This window comes from Epibacterium sp. ABZ3_068 (assembly GCF_056159265.1).
In genome coordinates, this window is sequence record NZ_JBSWUV010000001.1 from 1,260,138 (window position 1) to 1,286,627 (window position 26,490).

26 protein-coding genes are annotated in these 26,490 nt (G+C 52.6%); 13 read left to right on the forward strand and 13 right to left on the reverse strand.

Annotation, left to right across the window (positions count from 1 at the left end):
- Positions 1 to 141: 141 nt before the first annotated feature.
- From ACXAEW_RS05930 to msrA, 3 genes are all read left to right on the forward strand, one after another.
- Positions 142 to 1,185, forward strand: coding sequence for a YjgN family protein (locus tag ACXAEW_RS05930; RefSeq protein ID WP_474940452.1), 1,044 nt, complete (start codon positions 142 to 144; stop codon positions 1,183 to 1,185).
- Positions 1,186 to 2,214, forward strand: coding sequence for a M48 family metallopeptidase (locus ACXAEW_RS05935; RefSeq protein WP_474940453.1), 1,029 nt, complete (start codon positions 1,186 to 1,188; stop codon positions 2,212 to 2,214). It begins immediately after the preceding gene.
- A gap of 198 nt (positions 2,215 to 2,412) precedes the next feature.
- On the forward strand, positions 2,413 to 3,078 hold the full coding sequence (gene msrA / locus ACXAEW_RS05940) for a peptide-methionine (S)-S-oxide reductase MsrA (RefSeq protein ID WP_474940454.1): 666 nt from the start codon (positions 2,413 to 2,415) through the stop codon (positions 3,076 to 3,078).
- Positions 3,079 to 3,102: 24 nt separating this feature from the next.
- Here the strand turns inward: msrA and ACXAEW_RS05945 are convergent, their stop codons facing one another.
- Positions 3,103 to 3,996 carry a ribokinase gene (locus ACXAEW_RS05945; RefSeq protein WP_474940455.1) on the reverse strand — a complete coding sequence of 298 codons (894 nt, stop codon included), beginning with the start codon at positions 3,994 to 3,996 and terminating at the stop codon, positions 3,103 to 3,105.
- A gap of 5 nt (positions 3,997 to 4,001) precedes the next feature.
- Positions 4,002 to 6,257, reverse strand: coding sequence for an NADP-dependent malic enzyme (locus tag ACXAEW_RS05950; protein WP_474940456.1), 2,256 nt, complete (start codon positions 6,255 to 6,257; stop codon positions 4,002 to 4,004).
- A 318-nt stretch (positions 6,258 to 6,575) separates the two neighbouring features.
- Here ACXAEW_RS05950 and ACXAEW_RS05955 point away from each other — a divergent pair, with 318 nt between their 5' ends.
- The gene (locus tag ACXAEW_RS05955) at positions 6,576 to 7,421 is read left to right on the forward strand and encodes a flagellin N-terminal helical domain-containing protein (protein WP_474940457.1); all 846 of its coding nucleotides are present in this window, start codon (positions 6,576 to 6,578) and stop codon (positions 7,419 to 7,421) included.
- Positions 7,422 to 7,508: 87 nt separating this feature from the next.
- Positions 7,509 to 10,145, forward strand: a complete 2,637-nt coding sequence (gene mutS / locus ACXAEW_RS05960) for a DNA mismatch repair protein MutS (RefSeq protein WP_474940458.1) — start codon at positions 7,509 to 7,511, stop codon at positions 10,143 to 10,145.
- Positions 10,146 to 10,206: 61 nt separating this feature from the next.
- Here the strand turns inward: mutS and ACXAEW_RS05965 are convergent, their stop codons facing one another.
- Positions 10,207 to 10,767, reverse strand: a complete 561-nt coding sequence (locus tag ACXAEW_RS05965) for a nucleotide exchange factor GrpE (protein WP_474940459.1) — start codon at positions 10,765 to 10,767, stop codon at positions 10,207 to 10,209.
- Between the two features lie 9 nt (positions 10,768 to 10,776).
- Positions 10,777 to 11,841: a heat-inducible transcriptional repressor HrcA gene (gene hrcA / locus ACXAEW_RS05970; protein ID WP_474940460.1), complete on the reverse strand. Its 1,065-nt coding sequence runs from the start codon at positions 11,839 to 11,841 to the stop codon at positions 10,777 to 10,779.
- A 152-nt stretch (positions 11,842 to 11,993) separates the two neighbouring features.
- Here hrcA and rph point away from each other — a divergent pair, with 152 nt between their 5' ends.
- Genes rph through ACXAEW_RS05990 form a run of 4 tightly spaced genes read left to right on the forward strand, consistent with a single transcriptional unit; the run spans position 11,994 to position 14,820 of the window.
- Positions 11,994 to 12,707 carry a ribonuclease PH gene (gene rph / locus ACXAEW_RS05975; RefSeq protein WP_474940461.1) on the forward strand — a complete coding sequence of 238 codons (714 nt, stop codon included), beginning with the start codon at positions 11,994 to 11,996 and terminating at the stop codon, positions 12,705 to 12,707.
- Positions 12,704 to 13,318 (forward strand): RdgB/HAM1 family non-canonical purine NTP pyrophosphatase, encoded by a 615-nt coding sequence (rdgB, locus tag ACXAEW_RS05980; protein ID WP_474940462.1) that lies wholly within the window; start codon positions 12,704 to 12,706, stop codon positions 13,316 to 13,318. The genes rph and rdgB overlap by 4 nt, the downstream gene beginning before the upstream one ends.
- On the forward strand, positions 13,311 to 14,465 hold the full coding sequence (gene hemW / locus ACXAEW_RS05985) for a radical SAM family heme chaperone HemW (protein ID WP_474940463.1): 1,155 nt from the start codon (positions 13,311 to 13,313) through the stop codon (positions 14,463 to 14,465). Before rdgB ends, hemW begins: the two co-directional genes overlap by 8 nt.
- A 1-nt stretch (position 14,466) precedes the next feature.
- On the forward strand, positions 14,467 to 14,820 hold the full coding sequence (locus ACXAEW_RS05990) for a YbaN family protein (protein WP_474940464.1): 354 nt from the start codon (positions 14,467 to 14,469) through the stop codon (positions 14,818 to 14,820).
- Here the strand turns inward: ACXAEW_RS05990 and ACXAEW_RS05995 are convergent.
- The 7 genes from ACXAEW_RS05995 to ACXAEW_RS06025 form a co-directional block, all read right to left on the reverse strand.
- Entirely contained in the window at positions 14,810 to 15,700 is an 891-nt protein-coding gene (locus tag ACXAEW_RS05995; RefSeq protein ID WP_474940465.1) for a ParB/RepB/Spo0J family partition protein, read from the reverse strand. The two genes, ACXAEW_RS05990 and ACXAEW_RS05995, sit on opposite strands and share 11 nt — an antisense overlap.
- A 19-nt stretch (positions 15,701 to 15,719) precedes the next feature.
- Positions 15,720 to 16,529, reverse strand: coding sequence for a ParA family protein (locus ACXAEW_RS06000; RefSeq protein ID WP_474940466.1), 810 nt, complete (start codon positions 16,527 to 16,529; stop codon positions 15,720 to 15,722).
- Entirely contained in the window at positions 16,522 to 17,142 is a 621-nt protein-coding gene (rsmG, locus tag ACXAEW_RS06005; RefSeq protein ID WP_474940467.1) for a 16S rRNA (guanine(527)-N(7))-methyltransferase RsmG, read from the reverse strand. Before rsmG ends, ACXAEW_RS06000 begins: the two co-directional genes overlap by 8 nt.
- Positions 17,139 to 19,013: a tRNA uridine-5-carboxymethylaminomethyl(34) synthesis enzyme MnmG gene (gene mnmG / locus ACXAEW_RS06010; RefSeq protein WP_474940468.1), complete on the reverse strand. Its 1,875-nt coding sequence runs from the start codon at positions 19,011 to 19,013 to the stop codon at positions 17,139 to 17,141. The genes rsmG and mnmG overlap by 4 nt, the downstream gene beginning before the upstream one ends.
- A gap of 12 nt (positions 19,014 to 19,025) precedes the next feature.
- On the reverse strand, positions 19,026 to 20,309 hold the full coding sequence (gene mnmE / locus ACXAEW_RS06015) for a tRNA uridine-5-carboxymethylaminomethyl(34) synthesis GTPase MnmE (RefSeq protein ID WP_474940469.1): 1,284 nt from the start codon (positions 20,307 to 20,309) through the stop codon (positions 19,026 to 19,028).
- A 30-nt stretch (positions 20,310 to 20,339) separates the two neighbouring features.
- Positions 20,340 to 21,611 (reverse strand): transcription termination factor Rho, encoded by a 1,272-nt coding sequence (gene rho, locus ACXAEW_RS06020; RefSeq protein ID WP_474940470.1) that lies wholly within the window; start codon positions 21,609 to 21,611, stop codon positions 20,340 to 20,342.
- Between the two features lie 126 nt (positions 21,612 to 21,737).
- The gene (locus ACXAEW_RS06025; RefSeq protein ID WP_474940471.1) at positions 21,738 to 22,193 is read right to left on the reverse strand and encodes a CopD family protein; all 456 of its coding nucleotides are present in this window, start codon (positions 22,191 to 22,193) and stop codon (positions 21,738 to 21,740) included.
- Positions 22,194 to 22,601: 408 nt separating this feature from the next.
- Between ACXAEW_RS06025 and ACXAEW_RS06030 the strand changes: the two genes are divergently transcribed.
- The 4 genes from ACXAEW_RS06030 to dnaQ are packed head-to-tail and all read left to right on the forward strand — an operon-like array spanning position 22,602 to position 25,342.
- Positions 22,602 to 23,201 carry a Maf family protein gene (locus tag ACXAEW_RS06030; RefSeq protein ID WP_474940472.1) on the forward strand — a complete coding sequence of 200 codons (600 nt, stop codon included), beginning with the start codon at positions 22,602 to 22,604 and terminating at the stop codon, positions 23,199 to 23,201.
- Positions 23,198 to 24,031, forward strand: coding sequence for a shikimate dehydrogenase (locus tag ACXAEW_RS06035; RefSeq protein ID WP_474940473.1), 834 nt, complete (start codon positions 23,198 to 23,200; stop codon positions 24,029 to 24,031). Before ACXAEW_RS06030 ends, ACXAEW_RS06035 begins: the two co-directional genes overlap by 4 nt.
- The gene (coaE, locus tag ACXAEW_RS06040) at positions 24,028 to 24,621 is read left to right on the forward strand and encodes a dephospho-CoA kinase (protein WP_474940474.1); all 594 of its coding nucleotides are present in this window, start codon (positions 24,028 to 24,030) and stop codon (positions 24,619 to 24,621) included. The genes ACXAEW_RS06035 and coaE overlap by 4 nt, the downstream gene beginning before the upstream one ends.
- Positions 24,614 to 25,342 carry a DNA polymerase III subunit epsilon gene (dnaQ, locus tag ACXAEW_RS06045; RefSeq protein WP_474940475.1) on the forward strand — a complete coding sequence of 243 codons (729 nt, stop codon included), beginning with the start codon at positions 24,614 to 24,616 and terminating at the stop codon, positions 25,340 to 25,342. Before coaE ends, dnaQ begins: the two co-directional genes overlap by 8 nt.
- Before the next feature lie 53 nt (positions 25,343 to 25,395).
- Here the strand turns inward: dnaQ and secB are convergent, their stop codons facing one another.
- The gene (secB, locus tag ACXAEW_RS06050; protein WP_474940476.1) at positions 25,396 to 25,890 is read right to left on the reverse strand and encodes a protein-export chaperone SecB; all 495 of its coding nucleotides are present in this window, start codon (positions 25,888 to 25,890) and stop codon (positions 25,396 to 25,398) included.
- A gap of 86 nt (positions 25,891 to 25,976) precedes the next feature.
- Complete coding sequence (locus ACXAEW_RS06055; RefSeq protein WP_474940477.1) at positions 25,977 to 26,486, reverse strand: FxsA family protein; 510 nt, start codon at positions 26,484 to 26,486, stop codon at positions 25,977 to 25,979.
- Positions 26,487 to 26,490: the final 4 nt, after the last annotated feature.

The following is a 26,490-nucleotide window of genomic DNA, read 5'->3' on the forward strand; positions in this document are numbered from 1 at the left end:
GCTGTAAATCGCGACAAATCCTTAGAACCGCCCATTCGTTGGGCGGTTTTTCGTTGAAATAATTAACAAATCCCATACAAGTCCAGGAATCACCTGCATGTTATTTCGTGCGCTATAAATGTATTTTTGGATGGATTTTTCATGAAAACTCATGAGCAATTTGAATTCCGTGGTTCTGCACGTGAATGGTTTGGAATCTGGATCGTAAACCTTCTGCTATCGATCGTAACCTTGGGTATTTATTCGGCCTGGGCCAAGGTACGGTCAAAGAAGTACTTCTATCAAAACACCTATGTTGCGGGTCGAAACTTTGACTATCACGCGACTGGGAAGCAAATTCTTGTCGGGCGCTTGATCGTTTTGGCTGCGCTGGTGGTCTTCTCTGTCACGTTAGAGCTTTTGCCACCGCTCGGTATCATCCTACTGATCGTATATGCGGTGTTGGTTCCGGTTTTGCTGGTTAGAAGCGCACGTTTTAACGCAAGAAACAGCAGCTGGTCCAATGTTCGCTTTGACTTTGTCGGCAAGCCTGGAAAAGTCTACCTGCTCGTCTTCATCTATCCGCTTCTGGCTGTTTTGACACTCTACACGACATTGCCCTTTGTACAGCGTGCTATGCAGCGTTACAGCATTAACAATCACTGCCTTGGCAAAACGCGCTTCCATTTTGATTCGGATATTGGACCGTTTTATTCGGCTCTCCTGTCCGCAATCGGGATTTCTATTGCCGGCGTGGCATTGGTTTACGTCATGATGTTCGGCTTTGCCTCATTCTATGCAATCGTCGAGATGCTAATAGAACCGAATTTCTTATTTAAAGCTATTGCTGGCTACTTCATCGCCTTGCTTGCGATTGCTTTGGCCGGCGTTGTGTATCAAGCGATGATCCGTAACCACATTTTTGCGCATACCAAACTGGGCGAAAACAAGCATGAGTTCGCCTCCACGGTTAAACCGTTCTCACTTGTGTGGATCGCGGTCTCAAACCTTCTTGTTGTTTCGTTGACGCTTGGCCTGATGTTGCCCTGGGCAACAGTACGGATGCACAAATACCTCGCTGCCAACACCGCGTTGATCCCCAATGGGTCGCTCGATGATTTTACCGGTGAAGTCTTGGCAGAAACCAATGCAATCGGCGACGCGTATTCTGACATCGAAGGCGTAGAGCTGGGCCTGCCGGTTTAAATGCCCGCACCCGACACATCAGTAACAGGCTGGGCCTTTGGGCCCGGCTCATCCAAACGAGCACCTGCGCGACTTGACGTTGGAGCAGAGTGGATCTTTTTGACTGATCCAAACGCCGGCTTACTGCTGACAAAAGCGTACCCCAACGACGTCCGCCTTGACCGGACAGCCGGCGCCGGCACACGTAACGTCTATTTTGCCGATGGTTGGATGTTTCAGACAGAAGATCACCGGATCTCCATGGTTTTAGACGAGCCCTTCAGCAGTCGGCTGATCCGTTTTTTTGAAATGTTCCGGCTGCGCTTGGTTGCGTTCACCATGCTGGCGCTTCTGGGCGCACTGGCCATTTGGTTCACCGCACTGCCGGTTATGGTTACAATTGCTGTATGGCTCACACCGCAGGCCGCCTTGGAGCAGATGGACCGCACGGCGATCAAAAGCCTCGATTTTACTTCCTTTGATGAAAGCAGCCTGAGCGCCGAGGACAAAGCGAGCCAGGAGCGCCTCCTGAAACAGCTTATCGGATCATTGGGTGGAGATGAAACATTTCATCTGATCTTCAGAGACATGCCAGGAATGGGCCCGAATGCCGCCGCCCTGCCCGGTGGTACGATCATTGTCAGCGACAAACTGGTGGAAATGTATGGCAAAGACCCGGAAGTGATCGCCGGCGTTCTGGCCCATGAAATGGGTCACGTCGTCGAAGATCACGGCCTTCGGCAGGTTTACAGATCTCTCTCCATTTATGTTCTTGTTGCTTTAATCGCCGGTGATGTTGGCCCCATACTCGACGATATTTTGCTGGAGGGGCAAACCTTGGCGTCCCTGTCCTACTCACGCAAACATGAGCTGTCAGCCGATCGGTTTGCTGCAAATCTTCTGCACAAAAGCGGATACAGCACTGGTGGGCTGGAGAGGTTTTTTGAAGATTTGGAAGAAAATGATGGAGACCGGAGCTGGTTTTCCACACACCCATCAAGCGCGGACAGGATAAAACAGCTGGACGCTCTGGCAGGTCATAGACATTAACCACTGGAACAGTTTAAATTGTTTCCCTGGCTGCGGTACTGAAACAATTCAGCCGGCAAGTGAACAAAAGTCACAAAGGACCCGGCGTGAACCTGTAACATCCGGTCCGTGTCTTCACCACTGCGTTACATCGCGCCTGTGTGAGTTGCCGTTTCGACGTCCGGTGGCACATTCTAACGCAGGTATCAGGAGGCACAGATGACTGCTTTGGAAAAATTCAAACTGGCTGCTTTGGCAACCGCAGTTACGCTTGGATTATTTATGGAAGCGAGCGACGCGCGCGCAGGGCAACCAGAAACTTTGACTGTCGCCGGCGGGTGCTTCTGGTGCGTCGAGAGTGATTTCGAAAGCGTTCCAGGAGTTCTTGAAGCTGTCTCTGGCTTTACAGGTGGCAAGGTTGCGAACCCGACATACAAGCAGGTCGGCGCTGGTGGCACCGGCCATTACGAGTCGGTTCAGATCACCTTTGACCCTGATATCGTAAGCCGGGCCACTCTGTTAGATTTATTCTTCCGCTCAATCGACCCAACAGATGCTGGAGGCCAATTCTGCGACCGTGGTGCCAGCTATCGCACGGCCATCTTTGTCAGATCCCCAGAAGAAAAATCTTTGGCTGCAGCGGCAAAAAACAAGGCACAGGCGGAGCTGGGACAAAAAATCGTGACACCAATCCACGAGCAAGGCGCATTTTTTCCCGCCGATGCCTCGCACCAAGATTACTACAAGGGCAGTAAACTGGTTTTCACCCGCTTTGGCCCAAAGCGACAGGCAGAAGCATACAAGCGCTACCGCGAAGCCTGTGGACGTGATGCGCGCGTAAAACAGCTTTGGGGCGACGCAGCGCCGTTTGCAGATCACCACTGAAACAGGGGCCTAAATGGCCCCTTGTTACTTAAGATCAGCTGCCGTTACTTCCGCCATTGTTGGGATCACATCTGCAGTACCATGACGCATGACCATCAGGGCGGCAGCGCGACTTGCGGTTTCCATTGCGTCTTTCACCGAGTGACCTTGGTCCAGGCCGGCTAGAACATAACCCGTAAAGGTATCTCCGGCACCAGTTGTGTCGACCACATCAACATCAAAGGCCGGTGTTTCCGTTACAGTGCCTGAAGCACCATCAATATGGCGCGCTCCTTTGGAACCAAGCGTGACAACAACATCTCTGACACCAAGATCTTCGGCTCTCTTTCCTGTTTTCTCAAACAGTTGCTCTGCCTCAACCTGATTGAGGATTAGGAAATCAAGATAGGGAAGAACGGACTGTACGGCCGTTGCATCAAATGGGGCCGCAGCATAACACACACGGAGCCCTTTCTGAGACGCCAGCTTGCAGGCTTCCAGCTGCATATTGGTTTCGTTCTGGGTGACAAAGATGTCACCTTCCACGGCGCCTGTCAGGGCCGCATCGACTTGGTCGGACGTCAGTGCTCGGTTTGCACCGGGAAACAGAATGATTTGATTTTCGCCTTCATCCTGTTCATTTTCTGCGTTTACGACATAAATCACTGCATGCCCGGTCGCCTGATCGACGGTGTGAACATTCGCAGTTTCGACCCCAAAAACAGATAGCCTTTGGACCAGTTCGACCCCATCCGAGCCGACAGCCCCGAGGTGCCAAACTGTTGAACCGGCTCGTGCTGCGGCGACAGACATATTAGCCCCTTTGCCACCCAGATACCGATCGACTCGATCTGCGGCCAGCGTCTCCCCTGGCGCAGGAAAGTGCGACAGGGTGTAGACGAGATCCAGGTTGATCGAACCGAGGTTCCAGATGGCCATAGAGCTTACCCGATATTGCAGGCCGCCAGGATGGCCATGTTCAGCACATCATTGGCAGTCGACGAGGTTGAACAGATTTGGATCGGCTTGCTTACGCCCGACAGGATCGGACCAATAACAGTGGCCCCGCCCATTTCTTGCATCAGCTTGACCGAGATCGAAGCCGAGTGGCGGGCCGGCACGATCAGGATATTCGCAGGACCAGACAGACGCTGGAAGGGATAGGCTTCCTGCGCGCGACTGTTCAGCGCCACGTCCACGGTCATTTCGCCTTCGTATTCGAAATCAACGCCGCGCTTGTCCAGAACATCTGGTGCGATGTGCATTTTCTCGGCGCGCTCAGAAACCGGATAACCGAAGGTGGAGAAGCTGACAAACGCAACTCTCGGCTCAAGACCCATGTGACGCGCGACACCTGCCGCACGTTCGGCGATATTCGCCAGATCTTCTTCGTCCGGCCATTCATGAACCAATGTGTCGCCAATTAAGACAATCCGACCTTTGTGCAAAAGCGCGGTTACGCCAGCAGCGCCCTTTTTAGTGTCTGCATCAAATACATGGTTGATGCGATCAAGAATATACGCGGACTTGCGGGTCGCACCGGTCACCAGACCATCGCCATGCCCATGTGCCAGCATCAAAGCCGAGAACACGTGGCGATCACGGCCGGCCAAACGATGGATGTCTTTCTGATCGAACCCCTTGCGCTGTAGACGGCTATAGAGGAACTCTTTGTAGGAATCGAAATGCGGAGAGTTGGCAGCATTCACCACCTCCAATTCGCGCACAGCATCACCAAGGCCCGAGGCTTCCAGCTTTTCCTTAATGTCTTCGGCGCGACCAACAACCAATGCTTTACCGAAACCGGATCGCTGGTAATTGACGGCGGCGCGCAACACGCGCGGGTCATCCCCTTCAGCAAAGATCATGCGTGACTGGGCCGACCGCGCCCGTGCATTCAGGCTACGCAAAATGGAGGCGGTTGGATCCATACGGCTTTTGAGGCTCAGCTCATAAGCGTCCATATCAATGATCGGGCGACGCGAAACACCGGTTTCAATACCCGCGCGTGCCACGGCCGGCGGAATGCGGTGAATCAAACGCGGATCAAAGGGCGTTGGGATGATGTAATCACGTCCAAAGGTCAGCGATTTGCCGTAAGCCAATGCCACCTCGTCCGGCACGTCCTCGCGGGCCAACCCGGCCAGCGCATGGGCACATGCAATCTTCATCTCGTCATTGATGGCGCGCGCATGAATGTCCAACGCCCCCCGAAACAGATAGGGGAATCCCAACACGTTATTGACCTGGTTCGGGTAATCCGAACGCCCGGTTGCCACAATGGCATCGACTCGCACCTCATGCGCCTCTTCCGGGGTGATTTCCGGATCCGGGTTTGCCATTGCAAAGATAACCGGATTATCTGCCATGGATTTAACCATGTCCTGGGTAACCGCGCCTTTGACGGACACACCAAGGAAAACATCCGCGCCGTTCATTGCTTCTTCCAATGTACGCAGATCGGTAGAGACCGCATGCGCCGATTTCCATTGGTTCATACCTTCGGTACGCCCTTGGTAGATCACACCTTTGGTGTCGCAAACAATGCAGTTCTCATGCCGCGCGCCCATGGATTTCAGCAGCTCGATACAGGCAATACCCGCCGCGCCGGCGCCGTTCAGCACGATTTTTACGTCTTCGATTTTCTTACCGGACAGATGCAAAGCATTCAGCAGACCCGCTGCACAGATCACAGCCGTGCCATGTTGGTCGTCGTGGAAAACCGGGATGTCCATCTCTTCTTTGAGCTTTTGCTCAATGATGAAACACTCAGGCGCTTTAATGTCTTCGAGGTTGATGCCACCAAACGTCGGCCCCATCAGCTTCACGGCATTGATAAATTCGTCCGGGTCTTCAGTATCAAGCTCGATATCGATGGAATTTACATCTGCAAAACGCTTGAAGAGAACGGACTTGCCTTCCATCACCGGCTTGGAGCCCAGGGCGCCAAGGTTTCCGAGCCCCAGAACAGCCGTACCGTTGGAGATCACTGCCACAAGGTTGCCCTTGTTTGTGTAGTCATATGCCAGTTCAGGATTTTTGGCGATGTCTTCACAAGGGACTGCAACGCCCGGGCTATAGGCCAATGACAGATCACGTTGGGTGGTCATCGGCACAGTCGCCTGAACTTCCCACTTGCCGGGTGTTGGTTCCAGGTGGAAGGCAAGCGCTTCTTCGCGCGTGATCTTTGCTTTGGGCATCGTGCAGCATTCCTTTACTAGTCCCGAAAGGGTTTAGAGAAAGCAAAGGAATGTCACAACGCATGTTACCGTTAACGGATCGGCATTTCTACGACGCGCAAGCATTTCTAAATTTGAAGTATTAGCCCAAGTGTCGCCACAATCTCGACACCCAAGCGCTCCAATTGGAAATTAACCCTTAACATGACCGTTAACCAGTTAATGCTTGGGCGCTGAGAATGCAGCTCAACGCGGGCGAGCCAGAACGGCTCTCACTATCCGGAACGCCTTACAATTTGAGGTGTAATGATATGCTTCGGAAATGGAGAGAGAATAGCCGTGATCAGTTTTCAGACGAACACAGGCGCTATGACAGCGCTTCAGATGTTGGGCGGGATCAATCAGAACCTGGAGACAACTCAGAACAATGTATCCACCGGCCAAGTGGTAAGTGGTCCACAGGACAATCCTGCCCTTTGGGCCATCAGCGAATTGCAGAAGGCAGACATTAGTGGTCTGGATGCTTTGGATGACACATTAGCCCTTGGAGAAGCCACTTTAGGTGTCGCAGCTGTCGGTGCAGAGTTTATATCGGACACTTTGCAAGAGATGAAACAACTTGCGATCCTTGGGTCAAGCAGCGGCGCGGATTTCGGAAGAATCGAAGAGCAACTGACAGCGAAAACGGATCAGATTAAGTCCATCATCTCATCCAGTCAGTTCAATGGCGTGAATCTTCTGAAGACAGATATTGACGGAGCGGGCTCCAATAGCCTGACTGTCGGGTCTTCCTTGGGCAAGGTTGGCAATGGTCCATCAACGCTTTCGACCATTGATGTCCAGAGTTTGGATATGGATAGCAGCGCCAATTTTGATCTGGACAATAGAACCGCAGTGACAGACCCGGCAAGCGCTCAGACAGCGCTTAGCGAAATCGAAGGGTTTCTCAGCTTTGCAATCGATGGGGCCGCACGTCTTGGGGCTGCAGCAAGCCGGATCACGGGCCAGCAAGAGTTCAATGGCGTACAATCCAATGCCATAAAGGAAGGCCTGAGCGCCCTGATAGACACTAATATGGAAGAAGCTGCAGCCAAACTGAAAGCCTATCAAGTTCAACAGCAATTGGGATACAGTTCCCTGTCGATTGCTAATTCAGCGCCGCAGGCATTGCTTGGTCTCTACTAGGCGCGGCTGACTGGTTCACATACGGGTTTGCCCTCGGTGTTCTGCCATTGTAGATCTCTGGCATAGAAACTCCGGGGGACTTTTCGTATGACTGTTACGCCGATGATGGCTCAATATCTCGACATCAAGGCGCAATACCCTGATGCCCTTCTGTTCTACCGGATGGGTGACTTTTATGAGATGTTCTTTGAGGATGCGGTGAACGCAGCCGAAGCCTTGGACATCGCCCTGACCAAACGTGGCAAGCACGACGGGAAAGATATCCCGATGTGCGGGGTCCCCGTTCACGCAGCAGAAGGCTATCTGTTGACGCTGATCCGTAAAGGCTTCCGCGTGGCAGTGGGCGAGCAAATGGAAAGCCCGGCCGAAGCCAAAAAGCGCGGCTATAAGGCGGTTGTGAAACGGGACGTCGTTCGTTTGGTAACCCCTGGGACGTTGACCGAAGAGTCCTTGCTTGAAGCGCGGCGTCATAATTTTCTGGTGGCCTATTCGGAACTGCGCGACGATGGCGCGCTGGCCTGGGCTGACATTTCAACTGGTGCCTTTCACGTGATGCCAGTTGCACGGGTTCGTTTGTCACCTGAATTGGCTAGACTTGCACCGTCCGAACTGATCGTCACAGATGGGCCTGTCTACGATCAGTGCCAGCCCTTGGCGGATGAATACAAAATCCCGCTTACTCCGCTGGGAAAAGCCAGCTTTGACAGCACAGCTGCGGAAAAACGGCTCTGTTCACTCTTTAATGTGGGCGCTTTGGATGGGTTTGGAACTTTCAGCCGGGCAGAAGTTTCTGCCATGGGTGCATTGATTGACTATTTGGAAATCACCCAAAAAGGTAAGCTGCCCCTTCTTCAGCCGCCTGTTCAGGAGGCCGAAGATAGGGTCGTCCAGATCGACGCATCAACACGGCGAAACCTTGAGCTTACGCGCTGCTTGTCTGGAGGTCGCGCCGGGTCTTTGCTTTCGGTTATCGACAGAACCGTAACACCAGGCGGGGCGCGTCTGCTGGAGCAACGGATCTCGAGCCCTTCCCGCAATCTGGACACAATACACGCGCGTCTGTCTGCCTTGGATTTTATGGTGGATCATGCCGGATTGGGTCAAGAGCTGCGCGACGCGCTCCGCAAGACGCCAGATCTTGATCGCGCCCTATCGCGCCTAGCACTTGAACGGGGTGGCCCGCGTGATCTGGCCGCAATCAGAAACGGACTGACACAAGCCGAGGCAATTGCCCAGATTTGTCAAAGCTCCGAAATGCCGGAATTGATATCGCAAGCCAGGGATGGCCTGAGAGGTTTTGACGAACTTCTGTCCTTGCTTGATGCCGCACTTGTAGCCGAGCCGCCGCTTTTACTACGAGACGGCGGTTTCATTGCACCCGGATACGACGCGGACCTGGATGAGGCGCGAACCCTTCGGGATGAGGGGCGCAGCGTGATCGCGGCCTTGCAGCAGAAATACGCCGAGCACACGGGCATCAATGCGCTAAAAATCAAACACAACAATGTGCTGGGCTACTTCATTGAGACCACGGCGACTCATGCAGACAAAATGATGTCGGCTGCCTTTTCAGAAACTTATATTCACCGACAGACGACAGCAAATCAGGTACGCTTTACAACGGTTGAACTCTCAGAGATTGAAACCCGCATTCTGAATGCCGGCAACTTAGCGCTGGAAACGGAGAAACGCCTGTATTCCACGTTGGCGCAAGCCATTCTTGATCAGGCTGCCTCTCTCAACCACGCAGCACGCGGCTTGGCTGAGCTTGACCTCGTTACTGCTCTGGCGGATCTGGCCCGTGCGGAAAACTGGTCCCGTCCCAAGGTTGATAACAGCCGCGCCTTTGCTATCTCAGGCGGTCGACATCCCGTTGTGGAACAAGCACTGCGCCAGCAAGGTGGCGCTCCCTTTGTCGCTAACGATTGCGATTTGACAGCCAATTCCGGCGCAGCCATATGGTTGCTGACCGGTCCCAATATGGCTGGTAAGTCGACGTTTCTGCGCCAGAACGCGTTGATTGCGCTGCTGGCCCAAATCGGCAGCTATGTCCCCGCAGATAGCGCTCATATCGGGCTGATCAGTCAGTTGTTCAGCCGGGTTGGTGCATCTGATGACCTCGCGCGCGGACGCTCGACCTTTATGGTGGAAATGGTCGAGACCGCGGCGATCCTTAATCAAGCCGATGACCGCGCCTTGGTCATCCTGGATGAAATCGGACGTGGCACCGCGACCTATGACGGCCTGTCGATTGCCTGGGCCACGCTTGAACATCTGCATGAAGTAAATTGCTCTCGTGCGCTGTTTGCCACCCATTATCACGAGCTTACACAGCTTGCGGCAAAGCTGTCTGGCGTCGACAACGCCACTGTCTCGGTCAAAGAGTGGGACGGCGAGGTGATATTCCTGCATGAGGTTCGCAAAGGTGCAGCAGACCGGTCCTATGGCGTCCAGGTTGCCCAGCTAGCCGGCCTGCCTGCATCCGTTGTTACCCGGGCCCGCGATGTATTGAATATGCTGGAACAAAGCAGCCGCGAAGGTGGAGGCAGTTCAATCAAAATTGACGACCTACCGCTTTTTGCGGCGGCCCCTGCTCCGCAGCCATCAGCGACACATGCGCCTTCACCGGTTGATGAGATGCTTGATAATATCAACCCCGACGATCTGTCTCCACGTGAAGCACTAGAAGCGCTTTACAAACTCAAAGACGCAGCGGGCGGTTAAAAAGCAAACGGCGGACTTTTGAGGCCCGCCGTTGTTCATCGTATTGTTTCGCGCCTTACAGTTAGCCAGGTGTAGAAGAAACACCAACCTGTGCCGGACGCAGCAGACGGTCATGCAGCATGAAACCTTCTGCGGAAACTTGAATGATGTCGCCGGCTTTGGTTCCGGGAACCGGTGCCTCGAACATCGCCTCGTGGACCTGCGGGTCGAAACGATCTCCCACTTCAGGAGAGACGATACGTACGCCGTGTTTGCCAAATACATCCACGAGCGCGCGCATGGTCAGTTCGACACCTTCAATGAGAGCCGCTGCCACTTCTTTCTGCTCGTCTGTTGCTGATTCAACTGCGCGTTTCATGTTGTCAAAAACGGGCAAAAGATCACGCGCTAGCTTGGAACCACCGTATTGTTCGGCTTCCCGGCGCGCTTTGTCGCCACGCTTGCGCGCATTCTCGGCATCCGCCAGTGCGCGCATGAAACGATCTTTCAGCTCATCGCGTTCTGCACGAAGCGAGTCCAACTCCAGGGCCTCGTCATCGATCTCTTCGATTTCATTTGCCCGTTCTTCCGCTTCCGCGGCGTCGATGTCATCCAAAAAGTCGTCGTTCTTCGGCTCTGCCATGTTTCACCTCTAACTCCGGTCGGACAGGATCTTGCCAACCAGCTGTGCCGTGTAATCCACTATGGGCACAATTCGTCCGTAGTTCAGGCGCGTCGGGCCGATGACCCCCACCGCACCAATTATCTTTCGATCCGCGTTCATATAGGGAGAGACCACCAAAGAGGAACCCGAAAGTGAAAAAAGTTTGTTCTCAGAACCGATAAAAATGCGCACGCCGTCACCTTCTTCGGTCAGTTTCAGAAAATCGGCAATGTCGCGCTTGCGTTCAAGATCATCGAACAGGCTTCGCATCCTCTCAAACTCTTCTTCGGCGCCACCTCCGGCCAAAAGATTCGATCTTCCACGCACGATCAATCTTTCGTTTTCGCTACTCCCCCCGTCCCACTGCGCCAAGCCGCTTTCGATCAAGTCGCGTGCCAGAACGTCTATCTCTTGCTTGCGATTGTCAATCTGGCCCTGAATGTCACGCCGGATATCGCTGAGTTTGCGCCCTTCGATCAAGGCGTTTAAGAAATTAGCGGCCTCCCGCATGGAACTGGGTGTCTGTCCAGGTGGCGGTGTGAACAATCGGTTCTCGACATGACCATCCGAAAACACCAGCACAACCAGAGTTCTGTCCGGCGCAAGTGAGACAAATTCAATATGCCTGATTTCAGCTTCATGTTTCGGCGTTAAGACAAGTGACGCGCCTTGCGTTACACCTGACAAAGCCGAACCAATACTGTCCAGCATCGTCTCCACGTCTTTTGAATTGCTGGCCACAGTTGCATCAATTATTTCCCGATCGTCGGTTCCCAAGTCTCCGACTTCCAGAAACCCATCCACGAACATACGAAGGCCCAGCTGCGTGGGCACCCTGCCAGCTGAAATATGCGGGCTGTTCAACAATCCAAGATATTCGAGATCCTGCATCACGTTGCGAACGGTCGCCGCGCTGATCTTCTCACTTAATGATCGGGTCAGGGTCCGACTGCCAACTGGCTCACCACTATCCAGATAGGATTCGACAACAGTACGAAAGACCTCGCGTGAGCGGTCGTTCAAGTCGGATAGAATGTTGTGCTCGTCGTTCATACAAACATTGTGGCCGTAGCAACCTCTGATCTCAAAAACAAATACGAGCATTGCGCTGGCTTGTCATCTATTGAGCTTACCAAAAGACCAAACGATCTTGCAAATCCCGGTGTGCGAAGGCTATCCCAATCACATCAGATAAAGGATGACCCATGCGACCCTCCGGACGACAGCTTGATGAAATGCGCCCTATCTCGTTTGAGACAGGTTTTACCAGACATGCCGAAGGCTCCTGCCTGATAAAAGTCGGGGATACGCATGTTTTATGCACCGCCACCATCGAAGATCGCGTGCCGCCCTTTATCAAGGGCACCGGTCTGGGTTGGGTAACGGCCGAATATGGCATGCTTCCGCGCGCCACCAACACCCGAATGCGGCGCGAGGCAGCAAGCGGTAAACAAGGCGGGCGTACCGTTGAAATTCAACGTTTGATCGGACGCGCCCTTCGTGCGGGTGTGGATCGTGTTGCCCTGGGTGAACGTCAGATCACAGTGGACTGTGATGTATTGCAAGCCGATGGCGGGACACGTTGTGCCTCTATTACCGGTGGCTGGGTAGCACTGCGTTTGGCCGTGAACAAATTGATGAAAGCCGGAGACGTAACGATTGATCCTCTCGTAGATCCTGTCGCTGCTGTTTCCTGTGGGATCTACGCTGGTCAGCCCGTTCTGGATCTAGACTATCCGGAAGACTCTGAAGCCGGTGTAGATGGCAATTTTATCATGACCGGATCCGGGAAACTGATCGAAGTTCAGATGTCTGCTGAGGGGTCCCTCTTCTCTCGTGATCAGATGAATGAACTGATGGACCTTGCAGCCAAAGGCACAGCCGAGCTTGCCGAGATGCAAAAGGCTGCCTGCAAATGACCCGAACATTCGACGGCGACAAGCTCCTTGTCGCAACGCACAACAAAGGAAAGCTGGCAGAAATCTCCGAGATCCTTGCCCCTTACGGGGTAACCGTCGTTGGCGCAGCTGAGATGAACCTTCCAGAGCCGGAAGAGACCGAAGATACTTTCGTCGGAAACGCTCGGATCAAGGCCCATGCAGCTGCCAAAGCAACCGGCCTCCCTGCCCTATCCGATGATAGCGGAATTACCATAGACGCGCTTGATGGGGCTCCGGGCGTGTATACTGCCGATTGGGCTGAAACTGGAAACGGCCGCGACTTCATGAAAGCGATGACCCGCGCCAATGATGAGATAAACGCCAAGGGGCCAGATGCGCCGCGCACAGCCCAGTTTCGCTGCACCTTGGTCATCGCCTGGCCTGACGGACACGACGAAGTGTTCGAAGGCGTCATGCCCGGCGCTCTGACTTGGCCAATTCGTGGTGAAGGTGGTTTCGGATATGATCCGATGTTCATTCCCGACGGGCTGGATGTAACCTGCGCCCAGATGCCAAAGGAAGAAAAGAACAAGATCAGCCATCGCGGCCGCGCCGTCCAGAAATTCGTACAGGGTTGTTTCGGTGGATGACTGGCGCAACGGGGGCTTTGGTCTTTATGTTCACTGGCCCTTTTGTCAGGCCAAATGCCCCTATTGCGATTTCAACAGCCATGTGGTGAAGCACATTGATCAGCACGACTGGCTGATGGCTTATGAAAAGGAAATGAAACAGAATGCGCTTGGCACTGAAGGGCGCGTTCTGAACTCGATCTTTTTTGGTGGCGGCACTCCCAGCCTGATGCATCCTGACACGGTCGCCGGCGTCATTGAGAGCGCCCGGCGCATCTGGCCCTTTGCAAACGACATCGAAATATCACTTGAAGCCAATCCTGGCTCCGTGGAAGCGGGAAGGTTTTCCGGATATCGCGACGCCGGCGTCAACCGCATATCAATGGGTATCCAAGCACTCAACGACGACGACCTGCGCAGGCTTGGGCGCATTCATTCGGCCAAAGAAGCGGGTGATGCATTTGACATCGCTCGGAACTGTTTTGATAGGGTCAGCTTTGATCTGATCTATGCGCGGCAGGGCCAGACCTTGGAGGCGTGGACATCTGAACTTCGAGACGCACTCTCGATGGCAATTGACCACCTATCCCTGTACCAGCTGACAATCGAAGACGGTACAGCTTTTGGCGACCGATACGCGCTAGGAAAATTGAAAGATCTCCCCTCGGACGACAACGCCGCAGATATGTACCATGCCACGCAGGACATCTGCTCGGAACATGGCTTACCCGGATATGAGATATCCAACCATGCGCGCCCCGGTGCGGAGTCCAAGCATAATCTGATTTACTGGCGATATGGAGATTACCTCGGAATCGGACCTGGAGCTCACGGTCGCGTCTCCACCGGAGTAAGCCGCATTGCAACCGAAAGTCACCGGGCTCCGGGCGCCTGGCTGCAGTCTGTCTCATCCGGCTCAGGCATCAGCAATACGACAAAACTAACAGCTGAAGATTCTGCCGTTGAATTCCTAATGATGGGACTGCGCTTGAAAGAAGGGATTGATCCCTCACGGTTCGAACTTTTGAGCCAACGCCCTCTTCCCAAAGACCGCATTGATGATCTTGTAGACCTAGGAATGATAACTATGTCGGATACGAGGCTGAGCGCGACGGACGCGGGTCGCTCTGTTTTGAATGCCGTTCTTCGCGAATTACTTGTGGATTGATATGCGATATATTTTCGCCGCCTTGGGACTTCTCAGCGTTGCACTTGCGGTGATCGGCATTGTTCTTCCGCTGCTTCCTACGGTTCCTTTTCTCCTACTAGCTGCATTCTTCTTTGCACGTTCATCAAGTCGGCTTCATTCATGGATACTTGGTCACGCTACATTTGGGCCAATGATCATTGACTGGCAGGAAAGCGGGGCCATCCGACCGGGCGCAAAAAAAGCGGCAACCGTGTCAGTTGCCGCCGTCTTTATGATTTCTCTTGTCCTGGGTCTCGCAGCCAAAATTCTACTTATCCAAGCTGCGGCCCTTGGTGGAGTTTTGATATTTATTTGGTCTCGCCCTAGCGGCTAAGCATATTGCAAAGATCATCCAATTGATCGAGATCCGCGTAGGAGATCGTTATGGAACCAGATTCCCCACCCGGCTTGTGATCAATCGAAACCTTCATACGCAAAGCAGCTGACAGATCGTCTTCTAACGCTCGCGTATCTGCGTCTTTTTCTTCAGACGTTTTGGCCTTTCGGGGTGCAACGGGTTTATCGCCGCTTGCCGCCTTCTTGACCAGCGCCTCAGTTGCACGGACTGACAGTCCACCTTTGACAATCTTTTTCGCAAGATCTGAAGCATTATCGGTCGTTATCAACGCCCTTGCGTGGCCAGCTGATAACTGTCGTTCATGAACTAGCTGCTGAACATCATCCGGCAAATGCAAAAGGCGCACGAGGTTAGCAATATAGCTTCTGCTCTTCCCTAAGGCTTCCGCCATCTTTTCCTGAGTGTGGCCGAACTTTTCCATAAGCTGCTTGTAGCTCAAGGCTTCTTCCATCGCATTCAGATCTGCGCGTTGAATATTCTCGATGATGGCGACTTCCATCATCTCCAGATCTGAATAATCTCGGATAAGGACCGGCACCTCGTGGAGCTGTGCGGCCTGGGCAGCCCGCCAACGACGCTCACCCGCAACAATTTCGTAACCGCCATCTCGTGGCCGTACGATGAGCGGTTGCAAGACACCCTTCTCTTTAATCGAAGCGGTCAGATCATCGAGATCTTCTTGTAGAAACTGGCGGCGCGGCTGGTCTGGATTTGCCTTAACTTTTTCAATTGGGACTAGGATTTCCGCATTGCGCGGCGCCTGTGTTTCTGTGCTCACAGGTTCAGGATTTACGTCTGCCATAAGTGCCGATAGTCCGCGACCTAGGCCGCGGGGTTTTCCTTTTTCTTTTACCATTTATTGTGCCTCCGCCTTCTCATGCCGCAATATTTTGATGTTTTTCCAACATCTCCTCAGCCAGAGCTCGGTAAGCTCTAGCACCCAGAGAATTGGTATCATAGTTCAGAACCGGCAAAGCAAAGGATGGTGCTTCGCTAACTCGAACATTCCGCGGGATTTTTGTTTGGAATACCAAATCGCCAAGGTTGTCGCGTGCATCCTGTTCGACTTGCAGCGACAAGTTGTTTCGACGATCAAACATCGTCAAAACCACGCCTTCAATTCTCAAGTTCGGATTTGCCGACTGACGCACATCTCGGATTGTCATCATCAATTGCGATACGCCTTCCAGTGCGAAGAACTCACTTTGGAGAGGAATGAGTACAGAATGAGCCGCCACCATTGCGTTGACCGTCAAAAGATTCAGTGACGGTGGACAATCAATGAGTACGTAGTCGTAGTCATAGTCGTCCATCGCGGTCTGGCGAAGTGCGTCGTGCAGTAGAAAACTACGCTTCTCGTTGGTGAAAAGTTCGATATCAGCCGAACTGAGGTCAACGGTTGAAGGAATAATACAGAGATCTTCTATATCGGTTTCTCGGATCACGCCTGCCAGAGGTGCGTCCTCAACAAGAAGATCGTATGAGGTCAACTCCCGGTCTGCGAGTTCAATCCCCAAGCCCGTTGATGCGTTCCCCTGCGGGTCGAGATCGACCACCAATACACGCAGACCGCATTCCACCATGGCCGCAGCCAAATTTATCGTAGTTGTTGTCTTTCCCACCCCACCCTTTTGGTTGGCGACTGCGATTATTCGAGGCCCTGTTGGGCGACTGAGATCAGACACGTACAATTCCCCTAATTTTCAATATTACAGCCTTGGGCTCTGTAAGGCTTTTAACCGGATCGTACTCGAAGCACCATTCGCCTTGAGAATTATCCACTTCTTTTTTCCAGTTCTCACCTTTTGGAAACAGCGCAGTCCCAGAATCGGAGAGGTGGAGGCTTGCAAATTCCATCAAATTTGAAAGGTCTGCCAAAGCGCGCGCTGATAGTACGTCAGCACTTTGGGGCTCCGCATCTTCGATCCGTTTGGAAATAACATTGATCGAAACATCGCACTCCCGTGCGGCATTACGCAGAAAGGCCGATTTTCTTTTATCGCTTTCAATCAAAGTAAATGTCGTTTCAGGACTTTCGTTGGCTGCAACTACCGCGGCGACAACACCGGGAAATCCTCCGCCGGATCCGATATCCACCCATTTTTTTACACCCAATGGTGCAGACTTGAAAACTTGCACGGAATCGACGATGTGCCGCAACCACAGATCGTCCAGGCTTTTTTTAGAAACCAGGTTGATTTTAGGGTTCCACTTTCTGAGAACATTCGAAAACACCTCGAGGCGATCAAGTGTTTCACGTGAAACATCCAAACCTCTCAGATCACGCTGATCCGTCATGCCCTTTTACCTTCACTTCTGGACATCTTTCTAAGATGCGCCAGAAGAAGTGCAAGAGCCGCCGGCGTCATACCTTCGATACGGGAAGCCTGAGACAAGTTCTGCGGACGGGCTTTCTCCAGCTTTGCCTTCAATTCATTAGACAGACCTTCCAACGCAGCATATGAAAACCCACCCGGAATAAGGTAACCCTCATCCCTCTTCATCGCCGATATCTCTTTTTCCTGGCGCTCAATGTAATTCGCATAAAGGGCGTCTCTTTCAATCTGACGCTTTATGTCATCTTCTGTCCTATCAAGCTCGCCCATCAGAGGGATAACGTCATCGAAAGTAACTTCCGGGAAGGCCAGGATATCCAACCCTGAGCGTCGGTTACCATCTTGATTCACCTTGATGCCAACAGAATTCACCTGCTTCGGTGTAAAGAACGAATTATCCAAGACTTTCCGGACCGCTGCCAACTTCTCGACCTTCTCTCCAAAGGTCCGCTTTCGCTCTTCCCCCAAACATCCCAACTGGTCAGCCAAAGGAGTCAGGCGCTGGTCTGCGTTATCCGCGCGCAACGACAGGCGGAACTCAGCCCTGGAAGTAAACATGCGATACGGTTCAGCAACACCATTGGTCGTAAGATCATCAATCATGACCCCGATGTAACTGTTGGACCTTTGAAAATGAAAAGGCTCCTTCCCCGCGCTCGAACGCGCTGCGTTAACGCCGGCTACCAATCCTTGAGCGGCAGCCTCTTCGTACCCGGTGGTACCGTTAATCTGACCAGCCAAATAGAGGCCTGGAATATCTTTGACCTGAAGCTCCAGCGTTAAGGCACGCGGATCCACATAATCGTATTCAATTGCATAGCCTGGCTGGAGAATTTCTGCCTTTTCCAAACCATAGATCGACCGCACGTAGTCGACCTGTACATCTTCCGGCAAGCTGGTCGAAATACCGTTTGGGTAAACTGTATGATCGTCCACGCCTTCGGGTTCGAGAAAAATCTGATGAGAGTTCTTGTCCGCAAACCGGACAATTTTATCCTCGATCGAAGGGCAGTAACGTGGTCCCACCCCTTCGATGTGACCTCCATACATAGCGGATTTGTCTAAGTTCGCCTTAATGATATCATGCGTACGCTCGTTTGTGTGAGTGATCCCGCATGAGATTTGCTTGGCATGGGTTTTCCGTGTCAAGAACGAGAAGAATGTGGGTTCATCATCGCCCGGTTGCTCATCCAAAAGATCCCATCTGATTGTTCGACCATCCAAACGTGGTGGTGTCCCAGTCTTTAATCTACCAAGCGGTAACTCAAATGCTGATAGCTGTTCTGCGAGCCGGACCGACGGGCGATCTCCCATCCGTCCGCCTGGCCTGGACACGTCTCCAATATGAATAACGCCCCGCAGAAAGGTTCCCGAGGTTAGAACAACGGTCTTACTGGGAATATCTTCACCGCCCGCCAACTGGACGCCCCGGACGCGCTCTCCTTCCATCAAGAAAGATGTGACCTCACCCTCAATTATATCCAGATTTTCTTGAGCCTCAGTAAGCTCGAGCATTTTACGGCGATAGATTGCCCGATCCGATTGCGCCCTTGGCCCCTGCACGGCGGGCCCTTTTCTCCGATTCAGAAGGCGGAATTGTATTCCAGCAAGGTCTGCCACCCGTCCCATAACGCCGTCCATGGCGTCAATTTCTCGAACCAAGTGACCTTTCCCCAAACCGCCAATCGCGGGATTACAGGACATAATGCCGATACCCGATCGTTTCAAGGTAACGAGCGCAGTTCGTGCGCCTGTACGAGCCGAAGCGTGCGCTGCTTCAGTGCCGGCGTGACCGCCGCCTACAACTATCACATCATAGATCGAATGTTTCACGTGAAACACCCCTCACTTTCCAAGGCAAAAACTGGAGAAAATTTCGTCCAAAAGATTTTCCACTCCGATCCGACCAACTAAACTTTCCAAAGAACGAATAGCGGAACGCATCTCCTCCGCAGCAATATCATAGAACTCCGGACCGGAGTCCAGAATACGATTAGCTGCGGCAAGATTCCCCAAAGCCGATTCCATAGCAATTTTATGGCGCCGGCGCGTTGCGATACCAGAATTCTGAACGCGTTCGGAAAGTTCCCAGGCAATCTGATCAACCAAACGGTCCACCCCTTCCCCAGTCACTCCGGAGATCGAATTAAACTTGTCAGTTCTAAGATCGGCCTTCGGACGCACTCTTACATCTCCTGGCTTTAGCTCAACATCCAAAGATTCGTCATCTTCTACAACAAATACGCGGATATCCGCAGAACTGGCACGTTTAATCGCACGCTCGATACCAACTCCCTCAACATGGTCATCCGTCTCGCGCAAGCCGGCGGTATCCAGAAGCGTAACAGGCAAGCCTGCAAGATCCATCTTAACCTCGATAACATCTCGTGTGGTGCCGGCGAACTCAGAAGTGATCGCGGCATCTCTACCGGACAGCGCATTAAGAAGTGTGGATTTTCCGACATTCGGCGCGCCAACGATTGCAACTTCGAAACCTTCGCGAATTCGCTCAGCGATCTGCACTCCAGCTGTTTGGCGGCGTAAATCATTCGCCACCCTAGACAGGAGCTGTTTTACTTCGGGAGTTACGTCAACGGGTACTTCTTCGTCGGCAAAATCTATCGTGACTTCAATCAGAGACGCTGCTCTGATGAGGTCATTTCTCCAATTTTCTGCGAGTGTTCCCAACCTGCCGGCCAGAACAACGTGGGCTTGCTTCCTCTGTGCTTCTGTCTCAGCATCAATCAGGTCAGCCAGCCCCTCCACTTGGGTCAGATCCATCCGCCCATTTTCGAGCGCGCGGCGTGTGAACTCGCCGGCCTCTGCCATCCGGACATTTTCATAAGTGCCGAGCGTGTCCATCACTGATGACACCACCGCAGTGCTGCCGTGGGTATGAAGTTCAACCACGTCTTCGCCGGTAAAACTGTTTGGTCCAACAAACGTTAGAACCAGCGCATCATCCAGTTCTTGGCCGGCAATATCGCGTACACGGCGCAATCCTTTACCCGAGGCCGGCAAGGAGCCGCACATTCTGGAAACAGTCGAAAAAGCACAAGGACCGGAGACGCGGATTACCGCAACTCCGGCCTTACCCTGAGCAGAGGCCAGAGCAAAGATCGTATCCATCTATTGGCCTTTCCTGTTGTCGGCCCGGCCTTAGGTGTTCATCGAGTCGAAGAATTCACCGTTGGACTTGGTCTGTTTGAGTTTGCCCAGAAGGAACTCAATCGCATCTGTGGTCCCCATGGGGTTCAAGATACGGCGCAGTACAAAGGTCTTTGCAAGATCCCCTTTGTCGACCAGCAAGTCTTCTTTGCGAGTCCCAGACTTGAGAATATCAATTGCAGGAAACACGCGTTTATCCGCGATCTTACGATCCAGAACAATTTCTGAGTTACCCGTACCCTTAAACTCTTCAAAGATGACTTCATCCATCCGAGAGCCAGTATCGATCAGCGCGGTTGCAATGATGGTAAGAGAACCACCTTCTTCGATGTTACGTGCGGCACCAAAGAAACGCTTGGGTCGTTGAAGTGCGTTTGCATCAACGCCGCCCGTTAGAACTTTACCAGACGATGGCACCACAGTGTTGAATGCGCGACCAAGTCTTGTGATCGAATCAAGAAGGATAACAACATCTCGTTTGTGCTCGACAAGGCGTTTGGCCTTTTCAATCACCATTTCGGAAACGGCGACGTGGCGTGCTGCCGGCTCATCAAAGGTCGAGGATACAACCTCTCCTTTTACAGAGCGCTGCATATCCGTCACCTCTTCCGGACGTTCGTCAATCAAGAGCACGATCAGATAGCATTCTGGATGGTTCTTCTCGATCGAGTGGGCAATATTTTGCAGCAGAACTGTTTTACCCGTCCGCGGAGGAGCAACGATCAAAGAACGCTGACCTTTACCAATGGGCGCAACAAGATCGATAACGCGCGCCGAGCGGTCTTTGACGGTTGGGTCTTCGATTTCCATTTTCAGTCGCTCATCCGGATAGAGCGGCGTCAGGTTGTCGAACGCAATCTTGTGGCGTGCTTTTTCTGGCTCTTCAAAGTTGATTTTGGTGACGTTTGTCAGAGCAAAATAGCGCTCATTTTCAAGCGGTGCCTTGATTTGGCCTTCCACGGTGTCGCCAGTACGCAGCGAGTATTGGCGGATCATATCCGGCGAGACATAGATATCATCCGGGCCCGGAAGATAGTTTGCTTCGGGAGATCGTAAAAATCCAAAACCGTCCTGCAGAACTTCCAGAACACCATCGCCGCCGATTTCCCAGCCCTCATCCGCGCGTTCACGCAGGATCTGGAACATCATCTCACCTTTACGCATGGTGGAGGCATTTTCGATCTCTAGCTCTTCAGCCATCGACAAGAGCGCCTTTGGGCTTTTTGCCTTGAGATCAGAAAGATTAAGAGCTTGCACGGTCATAAATACACGGCCTCTTTGCCCATGGGAGATGGGACGTTCAGGTGAAAACGATGGAAAATACGGAATCCCGGACGGGCCCGTCTTGGCCTCTCTTACGGCGTTGTCGCCAACGAGTCAATTTGGTGTTTAAAATTTAAAGATCACCGAAACGACAATGAGCACCATAAACAAGGTCGGTACTTCGTTCATCATGCGGTACTGACGACCAGAGAGCGTATTTTTCTCTGCCTGGAAGTCACGAAAGCGATAGAGCAGCCAGTGGTGGAACCAGGTCATGCCAATAACGCTTGCACCCTTGATCCAAGGCCACAGAGAGCTCCAATCCACAATCCCTGGGGTGAAGACCATAAACAGACCTGCGGCCCATGTAACGACGCTTGCTGGCCTCATGATCACTCTTAGCAGCTTCTCTTCCATGATCAGGAACACTGGCTTGCATTCCTGGACCTTCTCAGCTTGCTCCGTGTGATACACAAACAAACGTGGAAGATAGAACAACCCGGCCATCCAGCTGATTACTGCCATGATGTGAAGCGATTTGGCGTATGGGTAGAGGGTGAACATCAGATCAGTCAGATCCATGCGATTTCTTTCCTGGCTCAGACCCCCCTTAAATAAATAATTATATTTTAAGAAGGATGATGTTTTTGTAGGGCAGGCCGATTTCCGTGGATTATCGACTCCTTCACTGGATTATCCCCACATGGGATAAAATGACAGCGTGACAGGTTGTCCAACTGTGAATCCTTCCTTAACGCCATGAAATCAAGGTGGTTAAGACTTCGTTTACCAAGATTAAGCTGGGGATAAACCTTGGAGGAATCGCCGGCAACACAGATATCCACGGAATTTGAGTTATCCTCATCCACGAGGGGCGAATCTGCCGGCAAAAGCGTGAGATTTTGAGCTTTACTCACCACTTGCGGCACGCTGGGAATTCCATACAAACCATTCTAAATTCATATCGGTTTTATACTTGGGGTTTTCCACATGTCTGCCCACATCATCCTCGCGTCTGGATCAGAAATCCGCGCGCAACTGCTGAGAAATGCGGGTATCGGTCTCAAAATCGTGCCGGCTCGTGTTGACGAGGACAACCTCAAAAAGGGTCTCGTGGCTGAAGGGGCCTCTCCCAGAGATATTGCAGATGCCCTGGCAGAGGCAAAGGCCCGCAAAGTCAGTGGAAAACACCCGGAAGGCTTGGTTTTGGGGTGTGATCAGGTTTTGGATCTCGAGGGCAAAATCTTTGACAAACCCAGGTCACCGGAAGAAGCGCTAGAACATTTGGGACGGTTGCGCGGAAAACGGCACATGCTGTTGTCCGCAGCTGTTATCTATCGCGAGGGACAGCCTATCTGGCGGCATGTGGGGCAGGTGCGGCTGTTTATGCGGATGAGTTCCGATGCATACCTCCAGTCTTATGTAGACCGAAACTGGGACAGTATTCGCCATTCGGTCGGGGCATATAAACTCGAAGAAGAAGGGGTTCGCCTCTTCACCAACATCGAAGGCAGCTACTTTAATGTCTTGGGTTTGCCGCTGATCGAACTTATCAACTACCTCGGACTACAGGGAGTAATAGAGCAATGAGCATTTCAAAAATTCCTTTGGCGGGTGTCATCGGTTGCCCTGTTGCCCATTCAAAGTCCCCTCAGCTCCATGGGCACTGGTTAAAGGTATACGATATTCAAGGGCATTATGTTCCCTTGCATGTTGAACCACAGAACCTCGAAAAGGTTGTCCGCATGATGCCGGACATGGGGTTCGTTGGCGCAAATGTAACCATTCCCCACAAAGAAGCTGTTATGGCCATCGCCGATCAGATCACGGATCGCGCGACACTGATGGGCGCGGCAAATACTCTTATCTTCCGGCCGGACGGAAAGATCATGGCAGACAATACCGATGGATACGGGTTCATCACCAACCTCACTGAGAGCGCTCCTGATTGGGATCCCAAGTCCGGTCCTGCCGTTGTTCTTGGTGCTGGAGGCGCATGTCGCGCAGTGGTTGCCTCGCTCATAGAGGCCGGCGTAGACGACATTATTCTAACCAACCGTACTCGTGACCGGGCTGAGCAGTTGCGAAGCGATTTTGGCCAGAAGGTTCGCGTTGTCGAATGGGTTCAGGCGCCAAATGTGCTGGAAGAAGGAAAGCTGATTGTAAATACAACGTCCCTCGGGATGACTGGGAAGTCACGTCTGCGCATTCCATTGGATGGGCTGCGCAAAGAGGCCGTTGTGACAGATCTGATTTACACACCTTTGCAAACAGATCTGCTGAATTTTGCCAGCGAAGTTGGGTGCACAACTGTGGACGGGCTTGGAATGCTAATACATCAGGCCGTACCCGGATTTGAACGTTGGTTTGGTCGTCGGCCGGAGGTGACCGAAGAAACACGTGCGGCCGTACTGGGATGAGCTTTCACCTTGGTCTGACCGGTTCCATTGGTATGGGTAAAAGCACAACTGCCCAGATGTTTGCGGACGCTGGCTGCGCAATTTGGAATGCGGATGAGGCGGTGCATCGGATGTATTCGGCAGGTGGAGCTGCAGTCGAACCGATAAACCACCTGTTTCCGGACGTGGTGAAAAACCGAATTGTAGATCGGAAACTTTTGAGATCACTGGTTAGCAAAGATCCCGGAGCACTGGCAAAAATCGAAGCCATTGTGCACCCTTTGGTTCAGGCCGATAGAGCTATCTTCAAGGAAGAGGCCGGTTCTGACATCTTGGTTTTTGATATTCCCCTCTTATTTGAGACAGGCGCAAACTCTGAAATGGATGCGGTTGCTTGTGTCTTTGTTGATGCCGAGCAGCAACGACACAGGGTTATGGAACGCGGAACTATGACGTCAGAGCAGTTTGAACAGATCCTGGCGAAGCAAATGCCGATCGCTGAAAAGCTCAGTCGCTCTGACTATCAAATAGAAACGGATACAATAGATCACGCATCACAACAGGTGCAGGAGATCTTGGTTGAAATTCGAAAAAGGCTGACAGATGCGTGAGATCGTACTCGACACTGAAACGACCGGTTTTGACCCTGAATCTGGCGACCGCATTGTTGAAATCGGTGCTGTGGAGCTATTGAACCACATGCCAACCGGCGAAACGTTTCATGTATATATAAACCCCGAGCGGTCCATGCCGGCCGAGGCGTTCTCTGTACATGGGATTGGTCCAGATCTATTGGAGCCGCCACAGCAACCGCAGCCGGGACAAGTCATTCTGCGGGACAAGCCGGTTTTTGCAAAAGTCGGCCAGCAGTTTTTGGATTTTGTTCGCGACTCCAAGATGGTCATTCATAACGCCAGCTTTGATATGAAGTTCCTGAATGCAGAGCTGCGTTGGATGGGATTGCCGCAGCTTCCCATGGAGCAGGCGCTTGATACCCTCGCCATGGCACGCCGAAAGTTTCCTGGGTCGCCGGCGACATTGGATGCTTTGTGTCGCCGTTTTAGCATAGACAACTCAAACCGAACGTTGCACGGCGCTTTGCTTGACTCCGAAATCCTTGCAGATGTGTATTTGGAGCTAATTGGCGGTCGCCAGCCTGACTTTGCGTTGGCTTCTGTAGAAGAAAAAGGGTCTACGCAGATTGATGATGCCTGGCGCCCATCGACGAGGCCAACCCCCCTGCCCCCGCGCATAACAGCTGCCGAGAAGGAGGCGCATGACGCATTTGTCGAAACGATGGGTGATGATGCGCTTTGGAAGACACTGAACTGAAAACGCCGCCCCTGTGAGGCGGCGTTTGAGTATCTATTGAGTGCCTATGAAATTTAGGCCTGTGCGACAGGTGCTTCTGCGGATGCTTGACGACGGGCCAGTTCGTTTCGATAGATCGAAACAAAATCAATGTTGTCCAGATTCAGCGGTGGGAAGCCGCCGTCACGGGTTACATCAGACACGATGCGGCGCAGGAACGGGAACAGCATGCGCGGACATTCAATCAGCAGGAACGGGTGCAGTTGGTCTTCCGGGATACCAGAGATATTGAAGATGCCGACATATTCGAGTTCCATAACAAACAAGGTGCCCTCGCCGCCCTTGTTTTTGGATTCGACAGTCAGCTTGGTGATGACTTCGAACTGGTCCTCGACGGAACGTTTTTTCGCGTCCAGCGCAACTTGTACGTTCACATCGGGTTGAACTTCGCCGGCAACACCCTTTTGCGCCATAACGTTTTCAAACGACAGGTCGCGGATGAACTGGCCCAGAATCTTCATTTGGACCTGCGGTTGCTGAGGGGCTTCTGCAGCGCCATTTTCAGCCATGGGTAGTCTCCTAGAAATACGATCAGCATGTGCTTATCAGCTTGACCGTGACACCACAACGGGTCCGCTGTTTTGTCATTCATTCGTTACTTTGGGCCGTTGACCCATTTGGAAGGCTCACTTCGCGGCTGCTCAGGGTTTACTTCGTGAAACTCCCCGTCGACGATGTCGCCGTCCTTGCCATGTGGATGGCGATAGCCATGAGGATGGGTAAACCCCTGCGGCCCCTGCCCCATGTGAAACTGTGCGACACTTACACGTGATCTCAGGTAATTGAAAACCACGACCCGTATACGCGGGATCAACAGTAAAAAACCAATGACATCCGTAAAAAATCCGGGCGTCAGAAGCAAAGCACCCGAAAAAAGGATCATCGCCCCATGGGCAAGCGGTTCCGTAGGATCTGACAGCTGTTGGAAAGAATTCCGCAGTTGCCCCATCGCAATTCGCCCCTGTGTCCGTACCAGCCAAGTCCCCAGAATAGCTGTTAGGACCACAATCAGAAGCGTGGACAAAAGACCGATTGCCCCGCCGACTTGGATAAACAGGGCGATTTCGATGATCGGCACCATGACAAAGGCCAAAAAGAGATACATCACG

Excerpts from the sequence above, each read along its gene's own strand:
- ACXAEW_RS06025 (WP_474940471.1), bottom strand. The coding sequence starts at position 22,193 with ATGGATCTGACTGATCTGATGTTCACCCTCTACCCATACGCCAAATCG.
- hrcA (WP_474940460.1), bottom strand. The coding sequence starts at position 11,841 with ATGAACGACGAGCACAACATTCTATCCGACTTGAACGACCGCTCACGC.
- mutS (WP_474940458.1), top strand. The coding sequence starts at position 7,509 with ATGACTGTTACGCCGATGATGGCTCAATATCTCGACATCAAGGCGCAA.
- ACXAEW_RS06030 (WP_474940472.1), top strand. The coding sequence starts at position 22,602 with ATGTCTGCCCACATCATCCTCGCGTCTGGATCAGAAATCCGCGCGCAA.
- ACXAEW_RS05930 (WP_474940452.1), top strand. The coding sequence starts at position 142 with ATGAAAACTCATGAGCAATTTGAATTCCGTGGTTCTGCACGTGAATGG.
- rho (WP_474940470.1), bottom strand. The coding sequence starts at position 21,611 with ATGACCGTGCAAGCTCTTAATCTTTCTGATCTCAAGGCAAAAAGCCCA.
- dnaQ (WP_474940475.1), top strand. The coding sequence starts at position 24,614 with ATGCGTGAGATCGTACTCGACACTGAAACGACCGGTTTTGACCCTGAA.
- mnmE (WP_474940469.1), bottom strand. The coding sequence starts at position 20,309 with ATGGATACGATCTTTGCTCTGGCCTCTGCTCAGGGTAAGGCCGGAGTT.
- ACXAEW_RS05965 (WP_474940459.1), bottom strand. The coding sequence starts at position 10,767 with ATGGCAGAGCCGAAGAACGACGACTTTTTGGATGACATCGACGCCGCG.
- secB (WP_474940476.1), bottom strand. The coding sequence starts at position 25,890 with ATGGCTGAAAATGGCGCTGCAGAAGCCCCTCAGCAACCGCAGGTCCAA.
- ACXAEW_RS06055 (WP_474940477.1), bottom strand. The coding sequence starts at position 26,486 with ATGTATCTCTTTTTGGCCTTTGTCATGGTGCCGATCATCGAAATCGCC.
- ACXAEW_RS05950 (WP_474940456.1), bottom strand. The coding sequence starts at position 6,257 with ATGCCCAAAGCAAAGATCACGCGCGAAGAAGCGCTTGCCTTCCACCTG.
- ACXAEW_RS05995 (WP_474940465.1), bottom strand. The coding sequence starts at position 15,700 with ATGGTAAAAGAAAAAGGAAAACCCCGCGGCCTAGGTCGCGGACTATCG.
- ACXAEW_RS05935 (WP_474940453.1), top strand. The coding sequence starts at position 1,186 with ATGCCCGCACCCGACACATCAGTAACAGGCTGGGCCTTTGGGCCCGGC.
- rdgB (WP_474940462.1), top strand. The coding sequence starts at position 12,704 with ATGACCCGAACATTCGACGGCGACAAGCTCCTTGTCGCAACGCACAAC.
- coaE (WP_474940474.1), top strand. The coding sequence starts at position 24,028 with ATGAGCTTTCACCTTGGTCTGACCGGTTCCATTGGTATGGGTAAAAGC.
- ACXAEW_RS05945 (WP_474940455.1), bottom strand. The coding sequence starts at position 3,996 with ATGGCCATCTGGAACCTCGGTTCGATCAACCTGGATCTCGTCTACACC.
- ACXAEW_RS05990 (WP_474940464.1), top strand. The coding sequence starts at position 14,467 with ATGCGATATATTTTCGCCGCCTTGGGACTTCTCAGCGTTGCACTTGCG.
- rsmG (WP_474940467.1), bottom strand. The coding sequence starts at position 17,142 with ATGACGGATCAGCGTGATCTGAGAGGTTTGGATGTTTCACGTGAAACA.
- rph (WP_474940461.1), top strand. The coding sequence starts at position 11,994 with ATGCGACCCTCCGGACGACAGCTTGATGAAATGCGCCCTATCTCGTTT.
- ACXAEW_RS06035 (WP_474940473.1), top strand. The coding sequence starts at position 23,198 with ATGAGCATTTCAAAAATTCCTTTGGCGGGTGTCATCGGTTGCCCTGTT.
- msrA (WP_474940454.1), top strand. The coding sequence starts at position 2,413 with ATGACTGCTTTGGAAAAATTCAAACTGGCTGCTTTGGCAACCGCAGTT.